Genomic DNA, 25,254 nt, shown 5'->3' with positions numbered 1-25,254 from the left:
CAAATCAAGGAAATATTTATCGATTCATTCCCGCAATAAAACCATTCTCTTTCACAGTCACCTGCACCCAGGCAGGGCGAAATCCGCTTTTTATTGCGTTCCTTACCGACTTTATATTGGACCAAGCACAGCAATAAAAAGGTACGATATCTCGTTCCAATATCTGAATGGCAAGTTTACTTGTAAGACTGGCACCAATCCCCTGATTTCTATATTCAGGAAGTACGTCAATTCCTATCTGCCACATGGTATCACAATCTGCGGAACAGGCTGCAAGTCCAATGAGTCTGCCCTTGTGAAATGCACCCACCGCCAGCTTATCTCGTTCTTTGTTTCTTTCAGATAAAGCATTGCTCCAATTTGATAGATAATATGCTGAGAATTCATCTGGATTCATAACCTTTGTTTCATACCCACAGGAAATAGAGTTTAGGGAATTCATATCAGGCAAAAAATATTCCGCCATAAAACAAACATTACAATCAAATGGCTTTAGCTTTTCCATTAAAATATGCAGATTTGGTGTTTCAAAGCAATGGGGAGCACCATACTTTTCTATATACTCTTTTACAATCTCTTTCAGCTCTTCTGATACAGAAGCCACAACATTATTTCCATAAGAGGTCAGATCGCAGGAAAACGGTAATTTTAAATATCTTCTGGCATTGGCGTTTTGTGCGGAAAGTACAACCTTGTTCTCTGACCTCATAAAATCATTCCTGCTGCAATTGCTGTCAATTGCAGACTGGTGCATTGCTATTTCAAGAATTTCTTCGTTTTTCATAATAACCTTTCATTATGTCCTTTTATACACCTGTATCATTTTCTCTCAAGCAGCCATTCTTTCGCTTTTTCCAAGTCATCCATGCAGGTCATGACAAATCTGGTATCTGTCTTTCTTTTTTTCATATAGCTTTTCATCTTTGATGTTAATCCTACAAATACCACTTTACGAAGCGGCTTCTCTAAACCAGCCAGGCTCCCAACAATCATCTCTAATAGCTCGTTATCAACCTCTGACTCATCTAAAATAACAATAATAAAAGAGCTGGTAGATGGCCTTCCGATTACCAATAAATCCTGATGAAACTTTTGCTTTAAAAGCTCTTTTTCGCCATAGAGCGCATCCAGATGCTCACACCAAATTTCTCCGCCACGATAAAAAAGAGAAAATGATTTCTTCTTTAAACCAAGTTCGTATTTTTCCATGAATCAAGCTCCTGACTTTCTTTTTCTACAGTTCTCTTTTCTTTCTCCAGCTTTGCAGTTCAATAATATTGCCTTCCGGATCTCTCGCATAAACAAGAACTGCCTCCACACCGTCAGGGTAATCTGCTGTAACTACCTCTCCCAGAGTTCCACCCCCTGCGCGGATAATTTCGGACAAGGTCATTTCCACGTCAGCCACTTCAAATGCAAGATGGCCGAACCCGGGACGATTGATTTCTGGAGCCACAGACTCCTTAAGTGCATCATAAGAAAATATTTCAAGGGTAGGGTGGTCATCTCCATAACCAGGTAACAGCAGATGTTCCCCTTTGATATGAGAATCCTTCAAACTAGTGAGCCGGTCCACCCAATCCCCTTTTAAGTCTCTTTTCTCGTCAATGCTCCGGCAATGGAGAACTTTTTTATAAAATAAAATCAGTTTGTCCGGGTCTTTTGCTATTAAATTCGTATGTACATATCGAAACATATTCCGTTCCTTTCACTATGGTATTTAAGCCTCTCGTAACCGAAACATGGAGAACTCATTTAATGATGGCTTATGCCCCTCATCAAAGGAAAACTCGTCAAGTCCACGCTGGCTGAAAAAACCAATTTCAAGTTTTCCCTCAAAATACTCTCCGTCTATTTCCTGGGATAAATGCCAGGCTATCTGTCTGGAAAAGCTATCCGGGCCAACGCCCTTGCCGCCAATGGGCAAATTCCCTTTTAGATTCGGATTTTCCTTAGCGACTAATACGGCAAGCTGATACGCAGTAATAAAGCATCGTTCCCCATTATACTTTCCACTGTTGGAATTCCTTTCATTTTCCAGCAACTCCTTAACAATTGGTCGGATTTGTGTCCAATCTGACATAGTTTGACTCCTTTTCTATATTAAATTTTTGTTTATAGCATTCATTGAGTGCGGTTCAGAGATAATATTTTATATAATCAAGGAAATTGGGGACTTATTGAACAAGTCGAGGAGAATTCGTTCCAAAGATATCTGTGATACAATCGCCATTATGTAGAGATTTTGTTATTAAATGGTTGTCTAAGGACCATTTTATCAACAAATATGGTAACTATCAATATTATATTTTAAATATAGGATACTATGATAAATTCGTCATCAATTCTACGTTTCACCGATTAAACCAGTCCGACATCATACCTTCATTTACTTATTATAATTAAAATCATTTTCATTGTGTTACTAATTGATCAGCATTTCTAGAATTATTAAGTTTACAAATTATTATATAATTCTATTTCATTTAAGTGCATGTCTTTTATAATCATTCCTTATCTTATGGAAGTATTTAATCTTCTATCACAGTAAAAAGGAATCGCTTGTACTGCATTTATATTCTCTCAATCATAAGCGGTAATTATATAAAAAAAGCGCCAGGCCGAAGCCAAGCGCTTAGTTGTACAGTACTAACACTGTCCTTTTTTGTCAATAGAGCAGGAAAAAGCAGGAATTTCTGTGTCTTCCGTTTCATCAGGCAAATCTATATACTCACCAATATCAAATGTCTTTTCTCCATTATCCAGTATAAAAAATGGAATTCCAATCCTTCCAGATTCCTTAATTTCCTGAAAAATGGCATCATGATCGCGGTAAGCTAAAAATTCTTTTAAAGTAGCCGTGTCGCCTATGATATTCTTATATTCTAAGTCAATATGATTCAGCGCAGTTAAATTCTTTTTGGCTTTCACGCAATCAGGACAAATCTCTGCTCCGTACATGGTTATCTTCATAGTTACCTCACATTCTGCATGTAGTGATATGCCAGTTCTTGTTAATGTTACCAATTTCATTATAAGCTTACTTTTTCATTACGTCAATAAACTCTGTCAAATGTATAAATACCATTACATTCACACGCTTATTATGTCCGCTTCCGCTTATAATCATTAACGTTACATATTTTTAGCTGCGTTTGATGACTCAAAAGAATCAATCATATAGAAACAATACATTTTTTAGGACATATCATCTGGCAGGCACCACAATCCACACATTCAGTCTCATTAACTTTTCTTTTTCTTCCTGTGTCCTGGTAAATACATCCAACAAGACACACTCTCTGGCATTGTCCGCAGCCGATACATTGCTCATCATCAATTCTTCTGGACATGAAATGTTCCCCAATTATATGGTTTGCTTACAGGACTCAACGGTAACTTCCAGTACCCTCGTTAAGAATGGGAATTTTTTATACATCAAATCATAATTCTCCCCTTCTTTTAAAAACCTGGCTGTTCCCTCTAAGACAAATCCGGTTCCCATGTGATGATATCCCATTACTTCTTTACTTCCAAGAGTAAGTGTAACCTTAGAATTTAGCTTGGTGTTCTCTTCTGTTTTAATCATTGCGGCAGCCGGTATTAAAACCTTATTGGAATCTACCAATTCTAAATAAGAATTCCATGTATTTGCCACGTGAGCTTCGTTATTTGCACAGCTTACAATTGAAACTACACCTTCATGTTTTACTACTTCTAATAATTTTTCTGGAAACATCTGTTATATCCTCCTTTTATAGACTTATATTATCGTCGATATATGTTGTCTTTAATTATAATAATTCTATAACAGGAAAATGTCAACTCTTTTTATTTAAAAAATATAAAACTTGAATTCACAGGACTCTTCTATTATGATATTACTAATACTTGTAAGGAGAGAGAAAGAATGAAATTTTCAGTCGGGGTTGAATATGCATTGCATTGTTTGCTTTATATGATAAATGTAGATAAAGATAAATCAGTAGGTATCAGAGATTTGGCTACCTTTCAAGGGATATCCGAAAGTTATTTATCAAAGGTCTATGCCAGATTAAGCAAAAACGGCCTAATCAAATCCGTACCGGGCGTAAAAGGCGGCTATGCCTTGGCCCGGGATCCAAAAGAGATTACTTTCTGGGATATCGTCGAAGCTGTAGAAGGAAATGAGTCATTCTTTCAATGTGCAGAAATCAGGCAGAACAGTATACTTGTAGATAAAAATAATCTCCCAGATTCATACACCAAATGTCCTTGCCTGATCAAAGTCGTAATGAATGAAGCGGAGAACGAAATGAAAAAATACCTGGAGCAAAAAACATTGGCATGGCTGCACGAAGAGGTTTACTCAAATATTTTAACGAAAGAAGCAAAAGAAGCTACTATTTTGTGGTTCAATAAAGAATAGCTCCAAATCAGGTATCGCCAACCTGCAAAAATGCGCCAGTCCGAAGACTGGCGCATTTATCATATCATCATTATAAGGCAAACGAAATAAACTTTTATTACTACAAATTTAATATCTTAATCTATTATTTTTTCAAATAGTAAGCTATCGGTCCATCCTTCTTTAGTCATAATATACTGAGTATACTTTCCCACAAATTGAAAACCATTTTTAATCAAAACAATCTGAGAACCTATATTTTGAGGAGAAGTTCCTGCCTCAATTCGATGTAAATTGTGTACCATTTTGGCCTTGCTAATAATTACTTTGGCAGCTGAAGTTGCATATCCTTTTCCTTGATGTTTTTCACCGATACGATATCCTAACTCAGCTTTATTTAAAGGCCCTTTTATAATATCCGTAAGGTTGATTCTGCCAACAACTTCATCCTGTTCATTCGTTATCAAATACATAAAATGAACACCCAAATCTTGTTCTTTTACTAAATCTTTTACAATCTCTTCAAACGATACGTAATCGTAATAAGCTTCACTACGGGATAAACCAATAGCTTCAAAGTAAAGACGATTCTCTACCTCAAAATCAAATAATTTATTTGTATCATCTAAAGACAATAGCTTAACTGAAACCGTTTCCAATGGGGACCTCCAATTATCTTTTCAATATTGCTCTATTGACCACAAGTAACATTATAATCCACCAGCATAATACTGAAAGTTAGTGTTTTATTTTATGTAGGTTAATATCATACTCCATTCTTTTAGCTGTCGCAATCGCAATTTCCTTTCCGACAAGTCTATTTAGAAGATAAAAAGACATATCAATTCCGGCTGAAATACCACCAGACGTGATTATATTACTTTCATCAACATATTTAACTCCTCGCTGAACCTTTATTTTCGTGTACTCACTTTCTAGTCTATCTATATCCAGCCAGTGTGTGGTTGCTCTTTTCCCATCTAATAATCCAGTCTCAGCCAATAAAAAAGATCCGGTACACACAGATGCGATAATATCACATTCCTCCGCTCTGATCTTAATCCAATTTTTAAGAATTTCATTGTGAATTTCTATTTCCTCTGCTCCATACCCGCCGGGTATAATTAAAATATCAAATGAAGGACTATTATTAAAATCAAAATCGGGTTGAACTTTTAGACCATTTCGGGCGCTGATTAAATCTGTTGTTTGGGCGACAGTCTTTACTGTAAAAGGCTTTTGTTGACAATTTGAATATGAAGCAATTGAAAAAACTTCAAATGGACCAGCAAAATCCAGAACTTCAACTTCATTAAAAAGAAGTATACCAACGTTCCAATGCTTTTTCATATCTATTCCACCAATCTCCATGCGTGTAATGAATGCGGTCTACTATATAAATAATCTTTATGAATAGACTACTACACATTTTGCTAACTATCAATATTTAATTTTCAATGTTCGTATTACGTTAAATTTCAGTTTAATTGCTTTGTTCAATGTATGGGTTATCATTTATTAAGTAATGACAGCGCTATCAAATACTTTTACCATTTTAATTAATTGACTCTTTCATACCAAATAACATGTACTTTCAATTTTCTGGTTTGTTTGACAACATTTTATAGAATGAGTTTTATAGAAAAACGGTATACTAAAATAACACTTGAGAAAAGGAGGTAAATTATGAGCAGAGACAATTCTAAAAAAAGTACTAAAAATCACAAAAAAGAAGATGGTACTTTTCATTCAAAACATATTAATCACAATCCACAAGCAGAAAGCGCACGTGCCGTATTTGGGCTAAAGACAGATAATTCAAAAGATAAAGAATCTTAGACTTTTAATAATATTTCGTAATAATAAATCAAACTGTAAAGGAGCAATTGTTGTATGAACAGAATCCATTTTGATATATCAGGCATACAGAATTCGGAAATTAAAACTCAGCTCAAAAATGCATTAGATAAAGTTGAAGGAATTTCCATGGTCAATATTGATGCTGCAAGGGGTTCAATTGAAATTGGATACAATCCATCAACGGATGAAAATTCTATTAGATCTTGTATCGAAAATGTCGGATGCAATATTTTGAACCAATCAAATGAATAAATTGAGTTTGTAAAATTAGAATAGGGAGATAAATGCCCCTATTCTTTTTTTACAGTGAACTTAAATCGACATTGTATTACTCTAACTGTTCTTTGCCTTTAAACATTACGTCTTTCATTTTTCAACCCACCTCCGCTAAATCCTAAATCAATCGACAAAAATTTCCTTTACTTTTCGCAACTGTTCTAAAGTATAATTCCTGCTTTTAATCCACGATATATTGCTGATCCACACTGAAAGCCTACTTTTTTCAATGTAATTATTTGCGTCTGTTCTTGATGGGTAAAGTAATCCTTTATTACCATAATCAATATTTTGAATCAAACCAAAAGGATTGGATTCTTCTGATTCGTACCTATCTCCATTGCCAATGGTTACATATTTGCGACCTACTGCTTTTACCTTTACTTCTCTGATCTCTGGCTCACGATTTCTGCCTTCATGCATGTTGAGAATAAAACCGTCTGACCTACATCAAATTCTTTTACTGTCAATTTTTGTTCCCTCCGTTAAATTCGGGTTTAATAGCTAATTGTTCCCTCATTATCATCCGCCTCAACTTCCAGCGCGTCAGAGTAATAAATATAAATAAAGCCATCTTCTTCCGTCTCGTCTATTTGGGCAATTCCATAAGTTTAGATACCAATTCCTATACTTCCCTTTCCCCCTCAGACCTGCTCTGCCGGAAGGTTATGTAATGCCGGACACGCCGGTTGCAGATTTGAGTATCAGCCCCATCCTTTTCGGTTTTCCATTCTACCATCTCTGTTCCTACGGTAATCTTGCAATATAGCAACCTATTAATCATTTAGAATCGTGCTATTTAAGAATTGCTTAAACCGCAGATAAAGGAGTAGTTTATTATCCAAGTAGATGAATGATAACTCTGACAACTAATCGAAACACATTAGTCATTTCAATAACAAACTGCATATAATGTTTGAGTTAATTCTGATCATATCTCAACCGCTGATGCATCTCTCCGCTAACAGTACTTGTAAAATCCCACCATTTTCCATTCACACTTTTTTCACAAGCCGTACAAAGTTTATTTACAACTTCTACAAACTTTTTTCATATCTCTCCTCTATACTTAAAACATAAACAAGAGCAACCCCAAAACTTGTTTGAACAAAAAACTTTTTTTCATAACTCGCCGGTGAAACCCACATTTCACCGGCTCCTCCCTTTTTATGGGCATTTCTTACTACTTCCTCCATTTCCCATCCTCCCAAAATCAATAGTACTTACAGGTTTTACGCCTCCCGGACCGAAAAAGGGGTAAAATATAGGGAAATGACCGTTGCAAAGATACACGTTCTATTATAGAATAGGAGACGTGCCTAAAGCATACGCAAATCTGGAGGATATATTACATGAAGAAAAACGCAATCGTAGGACAGTCCGGCGGCCCTACCGCTGTGATTAATGCAAGTCTTTACGGGATAATTAAAGAAGGAATGGCTCACGATGAAATCGACAGAGTTTACGGCATGATCAACGGCATTGAAGGCTTTATGTCCGGGAATTATATGGATTTATCAAATGACTTGACCGCAGAGGAACTGGAGCTACTAAAATTAACACCTGCTGCTTATTTGGGCTCATGCCGCTATAAGCTTCCGGATGATCTTTCTTCTCCATTTTATCCGGCTCTGTTTGAAAAGTTCCGGGTTATGGATATCGGATATTTCTTTTACATCGGTGGAAATGATTCCATGGATACGGTGAGCAAGCTTTCCCGCTATGCAGCCCATCATCAGAGCGACATCCGCTTTATCGGAATCCCCAAAACCATTGATAACGACCTGGTTCTCACAGACCACACTCCTGGATATGGCAGTGCGGCCAAATATGTAGCAGATACCGTTCGTGAAATTGTTTTAGACGCTTCCGTTTACCAGCAGAAATCCGTTACCATTATAGAGCTGATGGGACGTCATGCTGGATGGCTTACTGCAGCCAGTGCCATGGCAAGAAAGTTTGAAGGTGACAATCCTGTACTTATCTACCTTCCTGAATCAGATTTTGATTTCGAACAGTTCGCATCAGACGTGGATTCTGCTCTGCAAAAAAGAAGTTCAATTATTATCTGTGTATCAGAAGGACTCTCCGATTCCAACGGTAAATTCATTTGTGAATACGCAGATGAAGCCCGTTTGGATACCTTCGGCCACAAAATGCTAACAGGAAGCGGTAAGATGCTGGAGAACTTTGTCCGGGACCGTTTCGGTGTAAAGGTACGTTCCATAGAGCTGAATGTCAGCCAAAGATGCAGTGGAATGCTGGCATCTGCTGTTGATATAGAAGAATCTGTTCAAGCAGGGATTAAAGGAGTAAAAACTGCATTAGAGGGTATAACAGGAATGATGATCGCTTTTAAGCGTACTGCTGATTCCCCTTATACCATGGAATGCGTTACCGTGGATGTAAACGAAGTTTGTAACAAGGAAAAACTATTTCCAAATGAATGGATTAGCAAAAATGGTACTGATGTTACAGACGACTTTTTGGCCTATGCACTTCCTCTTATTCAGGGTGAGCCTGAGAGAAAGATGGAAGGCGGCCGTCCGGTCTATTTATATAGAAAATAAAATAGTCATGCATTTAAAAAGGATAGCTTTCGGGCTATCCTTTTTTCGGTTTCACTCCCAGCTGGAAATAAAACATTTTTTGTTTATTTGTAATATATTATTGCATTTTTTTACAACATGTCTCATATATTTTATATAAGACCAATTCTATATTAAAAAGCACTTATGGGAGAAAGTGAACGATGAACGAAGAATATTTTTTAGACCGCATTCCCTGCGGCTTACTGAAGCTAAAAGCCCAGGAGCCTTTTTCAATTTTCTATTGTAACCAGACGGTCAGGGACTGGTTCTGTCTGCACGCATGTTTAAATGATCTTGTCTGCGAAGCGGATTACGAAGCAATTGTAAATGAAATACAAAGCCACCTTAAAACTACGATTAATCGGTTTGTTTTGGAATTCAGAGCCAGAAATGCAGAGACATGCACCTGGCTTTCCATGGATGCCAATTACATCTCAGAGGATGGATTTTTATACTGTTGTGTTACCGACATGACAGACATAAAAAAGTCCCAGGAACGGCTGCGGCTCAGAGAAGAACAATATCGCCTTGCAACTCAGCATTCCAGTTGTCTCGTCAGCATCTACGATATTTCTTCCAGAAGCATTTCTCCCACCCCGGAATTTTCAAGGAATTTTCCATTCCCTTATACCCAGTCTCTATCTCCTGAATTTCTCATTGAAAATGACATCGTACATAAAGAAAGCATTGAGGATTTTCTACAGTTCTTTCAAACCATGGAAAACGGAGCTGGGGAAGGAAAGTGCATTGTGCGCTTAAAAACAGGAGGGGATTACCGCTGGTTCTCCACCCGCTATTCCCTTGTATATGGGGAATCACAGTCTCCTGTCCGCAGCATTATATCCTATCAGGATATCACGGATGAATATGAGAAAGAACTGGCCTATCAACGATGGATGGAATACATGGAAGAGCAGAAAAAAAATTGTATCGGCTACTATGAATACAATATAAAGTTTGACCTGTTTGAGGAAATCATCGGAGAGTTGAAATGCAATATGCCGGATTACGCCTCCAATACGTTTTCTGACATTATGGGATACGTTGCAGAACATTTTATTTACGAAGAAGACAAGGAAGCGTATCTGAAATTTTTCAACAAAGACCAGCTGCTTCATCATTATTACAGAGGGAACCGTTCTCTCCATATGGAGCACCGGAGAGTAAAGCCAGACGGCAGTATCTTCTGGGCCAATGCTACTGTACAGATCGTCTGTGATCCTTATAACGACTCCATTAAGGCATTTATCCTTATCAAGGATATTGATGACTCCAAACGGGAAGCCATCTCCCTACAGGAACTTTCAGAGCTTGATTCCCTTACGGGGCTGTTAAATCGGGCAACTGCCATAAGATCCATACGCCATATACTGAAAAGCTGCCCTACTCATCATATTCTCATTATGCTGGATATAGACCGTTTCAAGCAGTTAAATGACAGCTACGGGCATCAGTTTGGTGATAAAGCCCTTCATAGAGCAGCTTCCAGATTAAAGTCCGCCTTAAGACGAGAGGATATATTCGGACGCATGGGAGGAGATGAATTTATTATATTGTTAAAGGATGTATCATACAGCATTGACATATATACAAAACTGGAAAATCTCTGCAATTTAATAACAAGTGCCTTGGAACCGGAAATCCATATATCGGGAAGTCTTGGAACCGCCGCATTTCCAGAGGATGGAACCAGTTTCGAAGAATTGTATGAAAAAGCGGATATCGCTCTATATCACGCAAAAAAACACGGCCGCAATCAATATACGGTTTATGAACCTGGTATGAATATGAAAGAGTGCTGAAAACAGAAGTTTTCAGCACTCTTATATTTAGGAGCATTCAATGCAGAAGAAGGGACTTGAACCCTCAAGGTATTGCTACCACACGGACCTGAACCGTGCGCGTCTGCCAATTCCGCCACTTCTGCTCATCAATTGTATAAATTGGAGAACCAATTCGTACAATTATATTACTATACTTCCAGTAAATAATCAAGCACTTTTTATATTTTTAAATGCTCTCTCATAGGGATAAAAAAAGAACCCCTTGTTAAGGATTCTTTTTATTAATGCGGGAGATGGGACTTGAACCCACACGATCATACAACCACAAGATCCTTAGTCTTGCCTGTCTGCCAATTCCAGCACTCCCGCACGTCATTTTATAAAACCAAACAGCCATGACATTCTGTAAGGTTTCATGCAGAAGAAGGGACTTGAACCCTCAAGGTATTGCTACCACACGGACCTGAACCGTGCGCGTCTGCCAATTCCGCCACTTCTGCATTTCGTTGTTATCTCTCGCAACAACAATAGCTATTATAGTATACAAGCACTATTATGTCAATATCTTTTTTCCATTTTTTTTCAAATTGTTTTTTGTATATATTTTTCAAAAAACATTGACAATAATTAAAAAGCATGATAAGATTACTTTCGTTGCGCGGGAGTGCTGGAATTGGCAGACAGGCAAGACTAAGGATCTTGTGGTTGTATGATCGTGTGGGTTCAAGTCCCATCTCCCGCATTTTTATTTTTTTATTGACATATCTCAATTTTGGGGTATAATAATAAAGTATTCCTCGATAGCTCAGTCGGTAGAGCAAACGGCTGTTAACCGTTGGGTCGTAGGTTCAAGTCCTACTCGGGGAGTTTTAAATCACACCTTTGGTGTGATTTTTTATTTTATAAAAGAGCTGCTGTAAAAGAAACTTTGGTGTCGACGACACCATTATTTCTTGTTACAGCAGCTCTTTATAATTTATGACGATTGGTATATTTTCTTTTAATATTGAATAATATTAAACGTACATACCTAACAAGGTAGTACTTAGGTGTTTGCGAGCACCCGTATTATTGGGCGGAAGGTCTCTATCTCCTGTAGATCTTCCGCTTCTTTTCATATTAGCATCCACAGTCGTCATCATCATTATTATTATCCCATCTGCATCCGCAATGGCGGTAACCATCCCAATAACCTCTCCAATAAGCTCTTCTTTTCTCTTCTTCACAATCATCATTTGATCCATTACAATCATTGTTCCAGTTATTGCAGCAATGGCGATTCCAATTGTTGTTACAAGAACCCCAAAAACAGCCCATATAGTACACCTCTTTTCTTATATTTATACCTTATTGTATGAGAAGCACAGACAAGATGTGAGCCCACGCCTTCCAGGCCATAAAATACGAGAAAATGAATTTTATTTTTCATTAACTGCTTTCGTCCTTCTTCATATATTATTAATATAAATAACAAAAAAGGATGTAATATTATGCCCCCATTACCCCCTAATAATAATTTCGGCGGTCCCATGCCAATGGGCCCACCTCCTTCCAGACCACCCCAGAAACCGGCGCAGATGCGCTCAGGAACCAGAATGGTAGATGCAGGTTCTATTCGTTACTGTATTGGTCGTTTTACCTATATCTGGATGCGCAATGGTCAGGAATTCTGGTTCTTCCCCATTCAAGTTTGGCGTAACAGTGTTTCTGGCTTCCGTTGGGACAGAAGATTTGGCTGGTCATATGCCGGAATTTCCTTAAACCGGATTGATATGTTTACCTGCTCCCGTTAAGAAAGAAGCAAAGGTCCATAAAGGATTATTTGGCAGCTCTTGCTCTTCTCTGCAACTAACATTCCTTTTCAGGTAAATGTTAATTCCAGGGAGGAGCATTTTGCTTGATATTAATCCTATCTTTCACAGTAAAAAATGGTTCAATGTCCTGGCATTAAGACTGCATACTGGCTCCTCCGTCTACATGAAGAACCTGACCTGTCACATAAGAAGAATCATTGCTTGCCAGATAAACATAGGTTGGGGCAAGCTCCACCGGCTGCCCGGCTCTTCTCATTGGGGTATTAGATCCAAAGGTAGGGATACGATCTGCCGGCTGGCTCGCTGGCTGAAGAGGCGTCCAGATCGGACCAGGTGCAACTGCATTTACCCGAATTCCTTTTGATACCAGGGAACGGGCCATAGACCGGGTAAAGCTGACAATCGCTCCTTTCGTGCTGGAATAATCAATCATCTGATCATTTCCCGTGTAGGCCAGGACAGAAGCTGTGCTGATTATGGTACTACCCTTTGTAAGATAAGGCACGGCAAACTTCGTCATCATAAAGATTCCAAAGAAGTTTACTTCAAATGTAAATAGCATCTGTTCTATAGGTATATTCTCAATACCATTTTGGGGAAACTGGACTCCCGCATTATTAACCAGAATATCCAGACCTCCCAAAGCGGAAACAGTTTTTTCTATGGAGCTCCTGCAAAACGATTCATCCCTGATATCTCCTGATATCAAAAGACATTTTCGGCCTTGAGCTTCGATATAGGCTTTTGTTATTTGTGCATCTTCGTGTTCATCATAATAAACAATACAAACATCAGCTCCTTCTTTTGCAAATGCAATGGATACCGCTCTTCCTATTCCACTGTCCCCGCCAGTAACTAAAGCCACTTTGTCCATAAGCTTTCCTGTGCCAATATAATTCGGATCATCAAATACCGGGGGAGGATCCATAAGAGTTTCTAATCCCGGCTGCGCCGGCTGGTGCTGGGGAGGAAACTGAATGGGGACTTGCTGGCAAACTTCTTCATAACCTAAATACGGATAGAATTTAGACAAACCCTCTCTCCTATCTAACTGATTTCTTTTATTATTTATATATTGATAAATCCATAGGGCGGTTACAGTTTTCCAAAAAAGTTTATATGTATTTATAACTATAGAATCCATTTTCTTTTTTCCAAATTTTGAAAACAAACTTTATGGGACAATTAACTTTTCATAAATACCCTTTGACAAATCCCACGGGATAAATTATAATGAAGCAAATAAATAATGATACGCTGCCGCCGGGCAGCAAAGTGAGCATTCAATTATCATGTCGTTAGGCCATAGGAGACATGAGATTTGAGTGTTTTTTTCATTTAAAGGAGGATATTAAAATGGCATGGGGTTTTTTATTTATTGCAGGGATTTTTGAGGTTGTATGGGCCACATTTCTAAAGCTGTCCGAGGGATTCAGTAAACCTATCTTTACCGTTGGTACCATTGCAGGAATGATCATCAGTTTTTACTTTCTATCCCAGGCGACTAAGGTGCTTCCACTGGGTACTGCTTATGCAATCTGGACAGGAATAGGCGCTATTGGTGCAACCATTGTAGGAGTACTTATATTCAACGAGTCTATGACATTGGCGCGGGGCTGTTTCGTTATCATGTTAATTGTAGGTATTATAGGTCTTAAATTTACATCGGCTCATTAGTAATTTTATTATATATATTGTAGATTACTAATTCATTATGGTACTATGAATAGGAAAAATAATGTAACATATCTACTTATTTAATGTAATTAAATGCAGATACTATTACCATGGATTTTTTAAACATTGAATTATTAATTCAAAAAAAAGATAAAAAGAATTGTTTATTATATTCATATAGAAAGGCGGTTGATTCCTATGTGCGGAAGATATTATATCGAAATAGATAATGCGGAATTTCGCTCCATTATAGCCGAGGTGGAGAGAAATACAGCAATTAAGACAGGGGAAATCTATCCTACTAATGTAGCTCCTGTTTTATCACCAACCGGAGTCATGACGGCCATGCGCTGGGGATTTCCAAAATTTGATGGTAAGGGTGAAATTATAAATGCCCGAAGCGAAACCGCTGCTGAGAAGAGTATGTTTCGAAATCCAATGATGGAAGGCCGTTGCCTGATCCCTGCCAGCTGGTATTTTGAATGGGAGAAACGTGGTACAAAAAAAATAAAATATGTGTTGATGAATCCCAATAAGAAGCCAGTATGGATGGCTGGTCTATCTAAAATCGACTATAAGACAGGTCTTCCCTCTTATGTGGTATTAACCCGCCCTGCCTGGTCTGGAATTTCATTTATACACGATAGGATGCCGGTTATATTGCCGGAAGAACGCCATGACGAATGGCTGAATGGCCACGATCCGGTAGGCACTATGAATCGGGCTGTGAATGAGGTTAGTTATGAGATGGTATAATTACGACATGCAATACGCCTTTAATAATAGGTTTAAAATTAGGCAAAAACAATAATATAACTCGTTAAGACAAAGAAACTACCAGCTATCAGTATAATGCTGGTAGTTCTTTTTGCATGCAACATTTTACTTCATGCAGAATGCTTTTGAAGAAACGAACAAAGTTCCTGTAAGATAGTAATCCGCGTGTATATTACGCGTATATTACTAACTTAAATCTACTCATTTACCCCATCTAAGGGTAACAAAAAACCCCGCAAACACGAAGTCTTTGGGGTCGCTCTATCTTTATATATAATTAAGCCACTTTAGATTTTGCAAGTTCTGCTAATTTAGCAAAGCCAGCTGCATCGTTAACAGCCATGTCAGCCAGAACTTTTCTGTTCAAGTCAACACCAGCTAACTTTAATCCGTGCATAAATACGCTGTAGGATACTCCATTGATACGAGCTGCTGCATTGATACGAGCAATCCATAACTGTCTGAACTGTCTCTTTCTCTGTTTTCTGCCTGCGTAGGAGCTTGTTAATGCTCTCATTACGGACTGCTTTGCTACTCTATACTGTTTGGAACGAGCGCCTCTGTAGCCTTTAGCCATCTTTAACACTCTATTATGTTTTTTCTTAGCGTTCATACCGCCTTTAATTCTTGCCATCGGTTTTTCCTCCTTCTTAACTTAAAATCTTATAAATATGGTAAAATCTTTTTCATTACTTTTGCGTTAGTTGCATCTGTAACAATATCTTTTCTAAGGTTTCTTTTTCTCTTAGTTGATTTCTTAGTTAAGATGTGGGATTTGTAAGCTTTATTTCTTACAAGCTTTCCTGTTCCTGTAACTTTGAAGCGTTTTGCTGCTGCTTTGCTTGTTTTTAATTTAGGCATTGTATTTTCCTCCTTGATAATGTTCTTTTAGCGTTTTGCGGTTAAAAACATAACCATGCTTCTTCCTTCCACCTTTGACGGCTTGTCAATGGTCGCTATATCAGCCAGCTTTTCTGCAAAATCATCCAGAATGTATTTAGACTTAGACATATGCGCCATCTCACGACCTCTGAAACGTAAGGTTACCTTAACTTTATCTCCTTTTTCCAGGAACTTTCTTGCGGCTCCCATCTTCGTGTTCAAATCATTCGTGTCGATGTTAGGAGATAAACGAACTTCTTTTATTTCGATTACCTTCTGCTTCTTTTTAGCTTCTTTTTCTTTTCTTGCCAGCTCGTAACGATATTTACCGTAGTCAATAATCTTACAAACCGGTGGTTTCGCAGTCGGAGCAATTTTTACCAAGTCAAGCTCTGCTTCCTTTGCAAGCTGCATCGCGTCTTTGGTAGCCATAATCCCTAACTTTTCTCCGTTTTCACCAATCAACAGAATCTCTTTATCCCGGATCTGTTCATTAATCATTAAATCGCTAATTGTCGTGCACCTCCATCATATAGTGTGTGTATTGGTCGGAATCCACATTGCTCGCCCATAGGCATAAAAAAAGTAGATAGACAAACGCTATCCACCACCAAAGTCTCTACACAGTACACCTATGTATCAAAGGCTATGAACCAGGGACACTTACTCGTGCCGTGGTGAGGCGGATACCTACTTTCCTGTCTGTTGTTTCCACAACTTATATTATGATACAATAAAACAATCTTTTTGTCAATCTATTTTTTCAATTACCATTTCTCAGGAAAATTCCACTTGTATTCTTCTATATATAACGTTACAATTTATGGTAACGTACATGAGATGTGCATTATAATATGAATGAAAAGGAGATATATTATGTGGTTTATTTTTGCAATCCTTTCTTCTATCTTTGCCGCGCTCACTTCCATTCTGGCAAAGCTTGGGATCGAAAATGTCAATTCCAACCTGGCCACTGCGATTAGAACCTTCGTGGTATTAATCATGGCCTGGGGCATTGTTTTTCTCACCGGCGGCATGAGTGGAATTTCTGAAATAAGTAAAAAGAGCTGGATATTCCTTATATTATCCGGACTTGCAACTGGGGCATCCTGGATCTGCTATTACAAGGCGCTTCAGATTGGCGAAGCCACGAAGGTAGTTCCCATCGATAAATTCAGCATAGTTCTCACCATGCTTTTGGCATTTGTCATTCTTCACGAGCAAATTACTGTATATAAGCTGATCGGTATCCTGCTCATCACAGCGGGAACCTTTGTTATGCTATTATAAAAAGATGCGCCAGGCCAATACCTGCGCATCTTTTCATTTTCGTTTAACGTGTTTTAAATGTGGCACACTCGGTATGCTCTGCCTGACTTGCACCATCGCCTGCAATGCCGATATGCTCTGCAGAACAGTGGCGGCCTTCGTTGTAAACACAGTTTACAGCTTCGCAGTCCACTTCCAGACGGCTTTCCGGTGTTTTAAACAGGTTGCGGAAAGAACCATCTTTATTTTCGTCAAAGCTGCCGCAGCAGGTATCGTAGGTATCCTTTGCCTGATTTCCTTCTACAATAATAGCAGATTTGCAACAGAAATTATCAGAGTTATGGAGACAACTTGTTACATTGCAGTCTAATTTCGTCATAGCACATTACCTCCTGGCATTCTTATTGAGATTATATTTCAGGAAGTAGTATGCACCATGGGGAAGGATAATATTCTCACGAATATCGTCCTTCCCCATGTCATTTTTAAAACAAATCAATTATTTCGCTTCTTCTGTTACATTTACTTTTTTAATTTCCTTTGTACGGATTTCGCGGCTGATGTCATCTATGAAATCGGCAAGCGGACGCTGGCCCTCGTCACCATTAAACCGGCTGCGAACAGAAACCACTACCTCTTCTTCTTCCTTCTGGCCTACCACCAGCATATAAGGAAGCTTTGATAAACGGGCCTCACGAATCTTATAACCGATCTTTTCCGCACGCTCATCAACTGTTGCCAGAATGCCGTTATCCTTTAACTGAGCAACCACCTTTTGTGCATACTCATGATATTTCTCAGAGATAGGAAGTACACGTACCTGCTCCGGACATAACCATGTTGGGAATGCAGCCTCATATTTTTCAATGAGCCATGCAAGAGTTCTCTCATAGCATCCAATAGAAGTTCTGTGAATGATAAACGGACGTTTCTTTGTTCCATCCTTATCCACAAAGCTCATATCAAAACGCTCCGCAAGGAACATATCAAGCTGAATGGTAATCATGGTATCTTCCTTACCGTACACGTTCTTAGCCTGGATATCAAGCTTTGGACCATAGAATGCAGCTTCTCCTACTGCTTCTGTATACTCAATTCCGATATGATCCAGAATCTTACGCATCATATCTTGAACTTCATCCCACATTTCAGTATTACCAAGATAATGGTCTGCTTTTTCCGGATCCCATTTTGACATCCGGTAAGTTACATCTCCTTCAAGTCCAAGAGTTGTCAGACAGTATTTTGCCAAATCCACACAGCCTTTGAACTCTTCTTCTATCTGATCCGGACGCACAATCAAATGGCCTTCTGAGATTGTAAACTGACGAACACGAGTCAGACCATGCATCTCACCGGAATCCTCATTACGGAACAGAGTGGAAGTCTCGCCATATCTGCAAGGCAGATCACGATAGGATTTCTGGCTCTGCTTGTATACATAATACTGGAATGGACATGTCATAGGGCGAAGTGCGAATACTTCATCATCCTTCTCCTCGTCACCTAATACGAACATGCCTTCCTTATAGTGATCCCAGTGGTCAGAAATGATATATAAATCTTTTTTTGCCATGAGAGGTGTTTTTGTCCTCATGTAGCCGCGTTTCTCTTCTTCATCTTCAATCCATCTTTGTAATGTCTGGATGATCTTAGCACCCTTAGGCATTAAGAGCGGAAGGCCCTGACCGATTACATCCACTGTGGAGAACAGTTCCAGATCTCTTCCCAGTTTATTGTGATCGCGATTTTTGATATTCGCTAAATACTCCAGGTATTCATTTAACTCTTCTTTCTTTGAGAATGCAGTTCCGTATACACGTGTCAGCATGGCATTCTTTTCGCTGCCTCTCCAGTAAGCGCCTGAGGAAGATGTAAGCTTAAAGGCCTTGATTGGTTTTGTGCTCATCAGGTGAGGGCCCGCACACAAATCTGTAAAATCACCCTGGCGGTAGAAGGATATCTCCTCGCCTTCGGGAAGGTCCTTTATCAGCTCCACCTTATATGGCTCGCCTTTTTCTTCCATGAACTTGATTGCTTCTTCTCTGGGAAGAGTATAGCGTTCAATCTTTTCCCCTTCTTTAATGATCTTCTTCATCTCAGCTTCTATCTTATCAAGATCTTCTCTTGAAAAAGAAGGAATATCAAAATCGTAGTAAAAACCATTCTCTATGGATGGCCCAATGGCAAGCTTTGCCTCCGGATAAAGTCTCTTTACTGCCTGAGCCAATATGTGACTTGCTGTATGACGGTAAGCAGAAAGACCTGCTGGGTCGTTTACGGTTAAAATGTTTAAGTTACAGTCGGTTGTCACTACAGTTCTTAAATCTACAACCTCTCCATCTATTTCGCCTGCACAGGCGTTTCTAGCCAGACCTTCGCTGATATCAGACGCGATTTCGATCACTGACATTTCATGTTCATATTCTTTGATTGATCCATCTTTTAATGTAATCTTCATTTGCCCTACACTCCTTTGCTTTAATAAAATTTCTAATAAATAAAAAAGTCCCTTTCCATACGTTTCCATACAGAAAGGGACGATTTAATCAAAATAAATCGCGGTTCCACCCTAAATTGAGCGGACAAAAATGTCCAAACCACTTCATTTGATGATAACGGAATCACCGTTCCCGATTAAGGGACGCTCCAAGATGGTTTTCTCATAGCATTCCGGTAAAGCACTTTCACCTTATGTGCTTCTCTCTGGACGTTCCTGCAATGATACTGTTCTTATCCACGCGTTTTCTATATAGCTTTCTATGTTTTGATTATAGCACGGTTAAGCATTTTGTCAAGCTACATGAAAAAATTTCTTATAACAGAACAATTAGAGCAATTGTGATTGCGATGATACTGACTACAATAGACAAGGAATTAATGGCGCTGGCCGTTCCCACATCACCCTTTAATGCTCCGGTAAAAGCAGGGGCTACCGATGATACAGGACCAAGGCTCACAATAGCTAGAGCCCGGCGGATCTCAATATCAAATGGGGCTATTAAGTAAAATGCCACCGACACTAAAATAGCAAAAAGATACCTGGCTCCAAGTATTTTGATAATCTGTGCCATCTTCTCTTTTTCCATTCGTATTTCAAATCCAATGCCAAGCATCAAAAGAGCCAGAAAAGCATTGGCTCCTCCTGCCGTATCAGCCAGACTGATAATCACAGCTGGGAGCTTAATATTTAATATGCTTAAAACCGTCATCATGACATAAGTATCAAACGGCGCCGAGGAAAACAGTTTTTTTGCCATATTGCGTATAGAAGGTTTTCCGTCTTCGCCGATTACCATACCAGCCATAGAGTAGGTAAGTCCGGTACACATAACAGAGTTTCCTGCATCGAAAAGACTTGTGACCGCAAACCCAACAGGACTTAGAAAGCTTTGTACAAATGGCATGGTAAAATTCCCCACATTATACCCTGACATATTGAGCATGGCAAAGGCTTTCTCTTCCTTACTCCTTCGCAAATTCATAATATAGCCTGCTGCAATGGTCATCAAATTACAAAGGATGCCTATGATACAGATAAACAGCAGTGATTTTTCCATTGTTATCTTACTGAAATTAGAGATAATGGCTGCCGGAAGGGTAATCTTTATTACGATTCTGGAAACCAGATAAAAATCCTTGGCTTCAAAAAATCCTGCTCTCTTAAGCAGATAGCCTATGATGATAATTGTTACAAATGCAACCGCTTTTGTTATTACTGCCGCCATACGCAACTTCCTCTATGCAAGTATTTCCCCAAAAGATTCCGGTGGTGCAATCGCCCCACCGGATAGTTTTCATGGATTTATTTTACTTCAACACTCCACCCCTCAGGACCGCTTAATATTCCAAGCTGAATCCCGGTAATGGTATCATAGAACTTTTGAGTGAGTTCCCCAATTTTACCTTCGCCGATTGCCATTCTGTCGTTTTCAAAGCGAAGCTCACCAACAGGTGATATAACAGCTGCAGTACCGGTTCCAAAGCATTCTTCCAGGGTACCCTTTTTTGCAGCTTCAAGGATTTCATCGATTGATATCTGTCTTTCCTCAACCGGAACGCTCCACTCCTTGCAGAGAGAGATAACGGAATCTCTGGTTACACCAGGAAGGATGCTCCCATTTAATTCAGGAGTAATTACCACACCGTTTATTTTAAAGAATATGTTCATAGCTCCTACTTCTTCAATGTATTTGCGGTGAAGGCCATCCAACCAGAGCACCTGGGAATATCCTTCATCATGAGCTTTTACCTGGGAAGCAAGAGATGCCACATAATTCCCGCCGGTCTTTGCCTCACCAATACCACCCTTAACCGCTCTTACATATTCATCCTCAATCCAGATTTTAACAGGGTTTAAGCCACTTGCATAGTAAGCACCTACCGGAGACAAGATGATCATAAACTTGTAGGAATGAGATGGTCTTACCCCTAAAAATGGATCTGTGGCGATAACAAATGGTCTGATATAAAGAGAAGTACCTGGTTTCGTTGGAATCCAGTCCTGATCCACATCTACCACTGCCTTTAAGGCCTCTAAAAATATGTCCTCCGGAATCTCTGGGATACAAAGTCTATTGTTGCTGCGGTTAGCACGTTCAATGTTCTTATCCGGTCGGAACAGCAACACTCTTCCATCTTCGGTCTTATAGGCCTTTAAGCCCTCAAACATCTCCTGTCCGTAATGAAATACCATACAGGAAGGCTCCAGCTCCAGCTTATGATATGGAACGATTCTTGGATCATACCAGCCTTTCCCTTCTTCGTAATCCATCTCAAACATGTGGTCTGTAAAAATGGTACCAAATGTCAATGGGTTGTCATTGCCTGGTTTTTCCTTCGGGCAAGTTGTTTTTTCGATTCTGATATTCTGCATGTTACTATCTTCCTTTCCCAATCCGGCATATCTGTCAGTTTTATAATTGTTTATCATTATGTTCCAAAAAATGCAGACTGTCAAGATTTTTCAAAACATATGCTCTACCGAAATGGAATCCAAAGTATAACCTTAAGTTATATAAGTAAAATCATATCCTGGCATTAACCAGCAGCTATTTCTTTTTCTTTTAATTTTTCCTTTTCTTTCATTTTCCGGTTAAGCTCTCTCCAGACCGTAAGAAGCATGGTTATAAAGCAGGCTCCGCCTCCAATTACATTGGACACTGGTTCTGCCATAAAAACACCGGAAGTTCCGTTGGAAAAAATAATGGGCAGAAAAATAATTAACGGAGCTACAATAATGAGCTTTCTGAAAATGGAAAAGAACACAGCTTGTCTTGCCTTGCCAAGTGCCACAAATATAGACTGGCCGGCAAACTGAAGCGACATAAAAAAGAAGCCGAAATAATAAATCCGCATGGCGGGAACTCCTGCACGAATGAGTTCAGGGTCCTGGTTGAATATCCGGATGAAAAATTCCGGGAACCCATGAACGACTCCCCACATGGCGGTGGTGTAAATAATAGGGACTACGGAAGTAAATATAATGGCTTTTTTGACTCTTCCGTATTCTTCTGCCCCATAGTTATAGCCCATAACCGGCTGACCACTGTTGGTAAGGCCCCTGACCGGCATAGAGATTACTTCACGAACGGAATTGATAATGGTCATTACGCCTACATATAAGTCTCCACCGTACATCTGTAAAGATGCATTGTACATGACCTGCACCACACTGTTGGTAACATTCATGGTAAACCCGGACATGCCAAGGCCAACGATGCTCTTTACCCTGTGCTTCTTTAACCGGAAGCAGGAAAACTTCAGTTTTAATATGGCCTTTTTACCTGTGAGGAATCTAACGGTCCAGACTGCGGAAAGGAATTGGGCAATCACAGTCGCAAGTGCCGCTCCCCTGACTCCCATATCTAAGGTAAAGATGAAGATGGGATCTAAGATAATATTGACGATGGCTCCCATAAGAACCGTCATCATTCCGATGGTTCCAAATCCCTGTGAATTAATAAAGCTGTTTAATCCAAGTCCTACCATCACAAATATGGTTCCCAAAAGATAAATTTCGGCAAACTGAGCTGCATAAGGATAGGTGGCGTCACTGGCTCCAAACATATAAAGCAAAGGCTTTTTAAAAATCAGACCAAGAATGGTGAGTACAACACCAAAGAACAGCATGAGCACAAAGGAATTTCCCATAATTTTTTCCGCTTCCTCATCATTGCCCCTTCCTCGTTCTATGGAACACAAGGGAGCACCTCCCATGCCGAACAGATTTGCAAAAGCCATTACGATGGAGGTAATCGGCAGGCAAAGTCCCAGGCCAGTGAGTGCCAGTGTTGCATTTTCAGGAATTCTTCCTATAAAAATTCTGTCAATGATACTGTAAAGAACATTAATAAGCTGGGCCAGTGTCATCGGAAGTGCCAGCTTTAAAATGTTCCCCACTATATTCCCTTTTGTAAAGTCATTCTTGGTATCAGTCATATTCCATTGCCTTTCTTTTTTCACACAGCTTTTTTTGCCTTTATCATATCATCCGTTTATCTATTTTGCATGCATTTTACCTTAATAATTATTTATAATTAGCAGTAAATACCAAAAAAATCCCGATTGGCTTTCATGCCTTCACCGGGATTTTTTGTTATTTCGATGGGCGGCTGTGTCCGCTGTTACATCAGTGATTGATAGAGGCCAATAATATCCTCAAGACTTGCTTCTCTTGGATTGCCGGGAGCACAGGCATCTGCTACTGCTGATTCTGCCAGGAAATTTACATCCTCTTCCTTTACAATTTCTTTTAAGTCAGCAGGTATTCCTACATCAGCAGAAAGCTTTCTTACCGCCTCAACTGCTGCATCACGGTACTCCTTAGCAGTCATCTGTTCTGTATTCTCCACTCCCATTGCCCTTGCGATATCCCGATATTTTTCTCCGGTCTCACTGGCATTAAAAGCCATAACCGTCGGCAGCAAGATGGCGTTTCCAACGCCGTGGGGAGTATCGTAAACGGCACCAAGTGCATGGGCCATGGAATGTACGATTCCAAGACCGCAGTTGGAAAAGCCCATACCAGTGATGTACTGGCCAAGTGCCATACCCTCTCGACCCTCAGGAGAATTATCCACCGCTCCCCGTAAGCTCTTTGCAATAAGCTCAACCGCTTTTATATTAAACATATCTGTAATGGGATTAGCCCCTTTTGTGATGTAGCCCTCAATGGCATGAGTCAGGGCATCCATACCGGTGGCTGCTGTGAGTCCCTTTGGCATGGTGGCCATCATATCAGGGTCGACCACTGCAACCACTGGAATATCATGAGGATCTACACAAACAAATTTACGCTTTTTCTCTACATCCGTAATGACATAGTTGATGGTAACTTCTGCTGCCGTACCTGCTGTGGTCGGTACCGCAATAATTGGAACGCTGGGATTTTTCGTAGGTGCGACCCCTTCTAAGCTTCTTACATCAGAGAATTCAGGATTGGCAATTATGATTCCAATGGCTTTTGAGGTATCCATAGAGGAGCCTCCGCCAATGGCAATGATATAGTCAGCCCCCGATTTTTTAAAGGCCTCCACTCCATTTATTACATTCTCAATGGTGGGATTGGGCTTAATATCAGAAAATATTTCAAAATCCAAACCGTTGTCTTCCAGTATCTTCGTAACCTTTGACGTAACCTGGAATTTGATTAAATCCGGATCAGAGGATACAAACGCCTTTTTAAAGCCCCGTCTTTTTACCTCCCCCGGAATCTCCATAATTGCTCCGGCTCCGTGATAGGATGTCTCATTTAACACGATTCTGTTTGCCATAATTATCTCTCCTTTTCCATTACTTGCCGTTTTCATAACACGGTTATTTCTGTTATAACTTTAACAAAATAAGGAGAGAAAAAAAAGTTACAAACCCTGACTTTTGTAACATATGTTACACTTTATTGGGATTGTAACTTTTTTTATGTATATTTTCTACAT

General features: G+C 39.4%; 31 protein-coding genes, 5 tRNA genes and 1 other annotated feature. Of the genes, 11 read left to right on the top strand and 25 right to left on the bottom strand.

The window, feature by feature from the left end; genetic code table 11:
• Nucleotides 1–16: 16 nt before the first annotated feature.
• From OW255_RS09460 to OW255_RS09430, 7 genes are all read right to left on the bottom strand, one after another.
• On the bottom strand, nt 17–784 hold the full coding sequence (locus OW255_RS09460) for a GNAT family N-acetyltransferase (RefSeq protein ID WP_024836161.1): 768 nt from the start codon (nt 782–784) through the stop codon (nt 17–19).
• Nucleotides 785–819: 35 nt separating this feature from the next.
• The gene (locus OW255_RS09455; RefSeq protein WP_024836162.1) at nt 820–1,209 is read right to left on the bottom strand and encodes a hypothetical protein; all 390 of its coding nucleotides are present in this window, start codon (nt 1,207–1,209) and stop codon (nt 820–822) included.
• Between the two features lie 25 nt (nt 1,210–1,234).
• Complete coding sequence (locus OW255_RS09450; protein ID WP_268116424.1) at nt 1,235–1,696, bottom strand: VOC family protein; 462 nt, start codon at nt 1,694–1,696, stop codon at nt 1,235–1,237.
• A gap of 24 nt (nt 1,697–1,720) precedes the next feature.
• Nucleotides 1,721–2,083: a hypothetical protein gene (locus tag OW255_RS09445; protein ID WP_024836164.1), complete on the bottom strand. Its 363-nt coding sequence runs from the start codon at nt 2,081–2,083 to the stop codon at nt 1,721–1,723.
• Nucleotides 2,084–2,649: 566 nt separating this feature from the next.
• A complete protein-coding gene (locus tag OW255_RS09440) occupies nt 2,650–2,973 on the bottom strand; it encodes a glutaredoxin (protein WP_024836165.1) in 324 nt (107 codons plus the stop codon).
• Nucleotides 2,974–3,176: 203 nt separating this feature from the next.
• Nucleotides 3,177–3,353 (bottom strand): indolepyruvate ferredoxin oxidoreductase subunit alpha, encoded by a 177-nt coding sequence (locus tag OW255_RS09435; protein ID WP_081752290.1) that lies wholly within the window; start codon nt 3,351–3,353, stop codon nt 3,177–3,179.
• 14 nt (nt 3,354–3,367) lie between these two features.
• Nucleotides 3,368–3,739, bottom strand: a complete 372-nt coding sequence (locus tag OW255_RS09430) for a pyridoxamine 5'-phosphate oxidase family protein (RefSeq protein ID WP_024836166.1) — start codon at nt 3,737–3,739, stop codon at nt 3,368–3,370.
• A 171-nt stretch (nt 3,740–3,910) separates the two neighbouring features.
• Here OW255_RS09430 and OW255_RS09425 point away from each other — a divergent pair, with 171 nt between their 5' ends.
• Entirely contained in the window at nt 3,911–4,408 is a 498-nt protein-coding gene (locus tag OW255_RS09425) for an Rrf2 family transcriptional regulator (RefSeq protein ID WP_024836167.1), read from the top strand.
• A gap of 116 nt (nt 4,409–4,524) precedes the next feature.
• Here OW255_RS09425 and OW255_RS09420 read toward each other — a convergent pair whose 3' ends face one another.
• Together OW255_RS09420 and OW255_RS09415 are read right to left on the bottom strand one after the other, a co-directional pair.
• Nucleotides 4,525–5,046: a GNAT family N-acetyltransferase gene (locus OW255_RS09420; protein WP_024836168.1), complete on the bottom strand. Its 522-nt coding sequence runs from the start codon at nt 5,044–5,046 to the stop codon at nt 4,525–4,527.
• Between the two features lie 79 nt (nt 5,047–5,125).
• The gene (locus OW255_RS09415; protein ID WP_024836169.1) at nt 5,126–5,737 is read right to left on the bottom strand and encodes a DJ-1/PfpI family protein; all 612 of its coding nucleotides are present in this window, start codon (nt 5,735–5,737) and stop codon (nt 5,126–5,128) included.
• A gap of 336 nt (nt 5,738–6,073) precedes the next feature.
• Between OW255_RS09415 and OW255_RS09410 the strand changes: the two genes are divergently transcribed.
• Together OW255_RS09410 and OW255_RS09405 are read left to right on the top strand one after the other, a co-directional pair.
• Nucleotides 6,074–6,226: a CPC_1213 family protein gene (locus tag OW255_RS09410; protein ID WP_197029651.1), complete on the top strand. Its 153-nt coding sequence runs from the start codon at nt 6,074–6,076 to the stop codon at nt 6,224–6,226.
• A 54-nt stretch (nt 6,227–6,280) separates the two neighbouring features.
• Nucleotides 6,281–6,499, top strand: a complete 219-nt coding sequence (locus OW255_RS09405) for a heavy metal transporter (protein WP_024836170.1) — start codon at nt 6,281–6,283, stop codon at nt 6,497–6,499.
• A gap of 147 nt (nt 6,500–6,646) precedes the next feature.
• Here the strand turns inward: OW255_RS09405 and OW255_RS09400 are convergent, their stop codons facing one another.
• Both OW255_RS09400 and OW255_RS09395 read right to left on the bottom strand, forming a co-directional pair.
• On the bottom strand, nt 6,647–6,946 hold the full coding sequence (locus tag OW255_RS09400) for a beta barrel domain-containing protein (RefSeq protein ID WP_268116423.1): 300 nt from the start codon (nt 6,944–6,946) through the stop codon (nt 6,647–6,649).
• Between the two features lie 614 nt (nt 6,947–7,560).
• Nucleotides 7,561–7,719 carry a hypothetical protein gene (locus OW255_RS09395; RefSeq protein ID WP_155857725.1) on the bottom strand — a complete coding sequence of 53 codons (159 nt, stop codon included), beginning with the start codon at nt 7,717–7,719 and terminating at the stop codon, nt 7,561–7,563.
• A 156-nt stretch (nt 7,720–7,875) separates the two neighbouring features.
• Between OW255_RS09395 and OW255_RS09390 the strand changes: the two genes are divergently transcribed.
• Together OW255_RS09390 and OW255_RS09385 are read left to right on the top strand one after the other, a co-directional pair.
• The gene (locus OW255_RS09390; protein WP_268116422.1) at nt 7,876–9,093 is read left to right on the top strand and encodes a 6-phosphofructokinase; all 1,218 of its coding nucleotides are present in this window, start codon (nt 7,876–7,878) and stop codon (nt 9,091–9,093) included.
• Between the two features lie 182 nt (nt 9,094–9,275).
• Nucleotides 9,276–10,916, top strand: a complete 1,641-nt coding sequence (locus OW255_RS09385; protein ID WP_024836173.1) for a sensor domain-containing diguanylate cyclase — start codon at nt 9,276–9,278, stop codon at nt 10,914–10,916.
• A gap of 41 nt (nt 10,917–10,957) precedes the next feature.
• Here OW255_RS09385 and OW255_RS09380 read toward each other — a convergent pair.
• The 3 genes from OW255_RS09380 to OW255_RS09370 form a co-directional block, all read right to left on the bottom strand.
• Nucleotides 10,958–11,041 (bottom strand) — tRNA-Leu (locus OW255_RS09380).
• Nucleotides 11,042–11,183: 142 nt separating this feature from the next.
• Nucleotides 11,184–11,267, bottom strand: a tRNA-Leu gene (locus tag OW255_RS09375).
• Nucleotides 11,268–11,314: 47 nt separating this feature from the next.
• A tRNA-Leu gene (locus OW255_RS09370) sits at nt 11,315–11,398 on the bottom strand.
• A gap of 158 nt (nt 11,399–11,556) precedes the next feature.
• Between OW255_RS09370 and OW255_RS09365 the strand changes: the two genes are divergently transcribed.
• Both OW255_RS09365 and OW255_RS09360 read left to right on the top strand, forming a co-directional pair.
• Nucleotides 11,557–11,640, top strand: a tRNA-Leu gene (locus OW255_RS09365).
• Nucleotides 11,641–11,692: 52 nt separating this feature from the next.
• Nucleotides 11,693–11,765: transfer RNA gene (locus tag OW255_RS09360), tRNA-Asn, on the top strand.
• Between the two features lie 149 nt (nt 11,766–11,914).
• On the opposite strand, the gene OW255_RS09355 is transcribed toward OW255_RS09360, so the two are convergent.
• Entirely contained in the window at nt 11,915–12,142 is a 228-nt protein-coding gene (locus OW255_RS09355) for a hypothetical protein (RefSeq protein ID WP_268116421.1), read from the bottom strand.
• A gap of 246 nt (nt 12,143–12,388) precedes the next feature.
• Here OW255_RS09355 and OW255_RS09350 point away from each other — a divergent pair, with 246 nt between their 5' ends.
• Complete coding sequence (locus tag OW255_RS09350) at nt 12,389–12,691, top strand: hypothetical protein (protein WP_024836175.1); 303 nt, start codon at nt 12,389–12,391, stop codon at nt 12,689–12,691.
• Between the two features lie 154 nt (nt 12,692–12,845).
• Here the strand turns inward: OW255_RS09350 and OW255_RS09345 are convergent, their stop codons facing one another.
• Entirely contained in the window at nt 12,846–13,745 is a 900-nt protein-coding gene (locus tag OW255_RS09345) for an SDR family oxidoreductase (RefSeq protein ID WP_268116420.1), read from the bottom strand.
• 323 nt (nt 13,746–14,068) lie between these two features.
• Here OW255_RS09345 and OW255_RS09340 point away from each other — a divergent pair, with 323 nt between their 5' ends.
• Both OW255_RS09340 and OW255_RS09335 read left to right on the top strand, forming a co-directional pair.
• Nucleotides 14,069–14,389: a DMT family transporter gene (locus OW255_RS09340; RefSeq protein ID WP_268116419.1), complete on the top strand. Its 321-nt coding sequence runs from the start codon at nt 14,069–14,071 to the stop codon at nt 14,387–14,389.
• A gap of 198 nt (nt 14,390–14,587) precedes the next feature.
• A complete protein-coding gene (locus tag OW255_RS09335) occupies nt 14,588–15,145 on the top strand; it encodes an SOS response-associated peptidase (protein WP_268116418.1) in 558 nt (185 codons plus the stop codon).
• 298 nt (nt 15,146–15,443) lie between these two features.
• Here the strand turns inward: OW255_RS09335 and rplT are convergent, their stop codons facing one another.
• Genes rplT through infC form a run of 3 tightly spaced genes read right to left on the bottom strand, consistent with a single transcriptional unit; the run spans nt 15,444 to nt 16,549 of the window.
• Complete coding sequence (gene rplT, locus OW255_RS09330; protein WP_024836181.1) at nt 15,444–15,800, bottom strand: 50S ribosomal protein L20; 357 nt, start codon at nt 15,798–15,800, stop codon at nt 15,444–15,446.
• Between the two features lie 29 nt (nt 15,801–15,829).
• Nucleotides 15,830–16,027, bottom strand: coding sequence for a 50S ribosomal protein L35 (gene rpmI / locus OW255_RS09325; RefSeq protein ID WP_024836182.1), 198 nt, complete (start codon nt 16,025–16,027; stop codon nt 15,830–15,832).
• 27 nt (nt 16,028–16,054) lie between these two features.
• Nucleotides 16,055–16,549, bottom strand: coding sequence for a translation initiation factor IF-3 (gene infC, locus OW255_RS09320; RefSeq protein ID WP_024836183.1), 495 nt, complete (start codon nt 16,547–16,549; stop codon nt 16,055–16,057).
• A gap of 375 nt (nt 16,550–16,924) precedes the next feature.
• On the opposite strand from infC, the gene OW255_RS09315 reads away from it, so the two are divergent.
• Nucleotides 16,925–17,338, top strand: coding sequence for an EamA family transporter (locus OW255_RS09315; protein WP_268116417.1), 414 nt, complete (start codon nt 16,925–16,927; stop codon nt 17,336–17,338).
• 43 nt (nt 17,339–17,381) lie between these two features.
• Here the strand turns inward: OW255_RS09315 and OW255_RS09310 are convergent, their stop codons facing one another.
• The 6 genes from OW255_RS09310 to fucO form a co-directional block, all read right to left on the bottom strand.
• Nucleotides 17,382–17,696 carry a DUF1540 domain-containing protein gene (locus OW255_RS09310; RefSeq protein WP_024836185.1) on the bottom strand — a complete coding sequence of 105 codons (315 nt, stop codon included), beginning with the start codon at nt 17,694–17,696 and terminating at the stop codon, nt 17,382–17,384.
• Between the two features lie 120 nt (nt 17,697–17,816).
• Nucleotides 17,817–19,778: a threonine--tRNA ligase gene (gene thrS / locus OW255_RS09305; protein WP_268116416.1), complete on the bottom strand. Its 1,962-nt coding sequence runs from the start codon at nt 19,776–19,778 to the stop codon at nt 17,817–17,819.
• A gap of 72 nt (nt 19,779–19,850) precedes the next feature.
• Nucleotides 19,851–20,066: a binding site (T-box leader), on the bottom strand.
• A 67-nt stretch (nt 20,067–20,133) separates the two neighbouring features.
• Nucleotides 20,134–21,045 carry an AEC family transporter gene (locus OW255_RS09300; protein ID WP_268116415.1) on the bottom strand — a complete coding sequence of 304 codons (912 nt, stop codon included), beginning with the start codon at nt 21,043–21,045 and terminating at the stop codon, nt 20,134–20,136.
• A 77-nt stretch (nt 21,046–21,122) separates the two neighbouring features.
• Nucleotides 21,123–22,193, bottom strand: coding sequence for a branched-chain amino acid aminotransferase (locus OW255_RS09295; RefSeq protein ID WP_268116414.1), 1,071 nt, complete (start codon nt 22,191–22,193; stop codon nt 21,123–21,125).
• 164 nt (nt 22,194–22,357) lie between these two features.
• Complete coding sequence (locus tag OW255_RS09290; RefSeq protein WP_268116413.1) at nt 22,358–23,758, bottom strand: MATE family efflux transporter; 1,401 nt, start codon at nt 23,756–23,758, stop codon at nt 22,358–22,360.
• A gap of 185 nt (nt 23,759–23,943) precedes the next feature.
• Nucleotides 23,944–25,092, bottom strand: coding sequence for a lactaldehyde reductase (fucO, locus tag OW255_RS09285; RefSeq protein WP_024836190.1), 1,149 nt, complete (start codon nt 25,090–25,092; stop codon nt 23,944–23,946).
• Nucleotides 25,093–25,254: the final 162 nt, after the last annotated feature.

This window comes from Lacrimispora xylanolytica, assembly GCF_026723765.1.
Taxonomy (GTDB): Bacteria; Bacillota; Clostridia; order Lachnospirales; family Lachnospiraceae; genus Lacrimispora; species Lacrimispora xylanolytica.
Note: the sequence above shows the minus strand (reverse complement) of the source record. Positions and strands in the feature narration are given on the sequence as shown.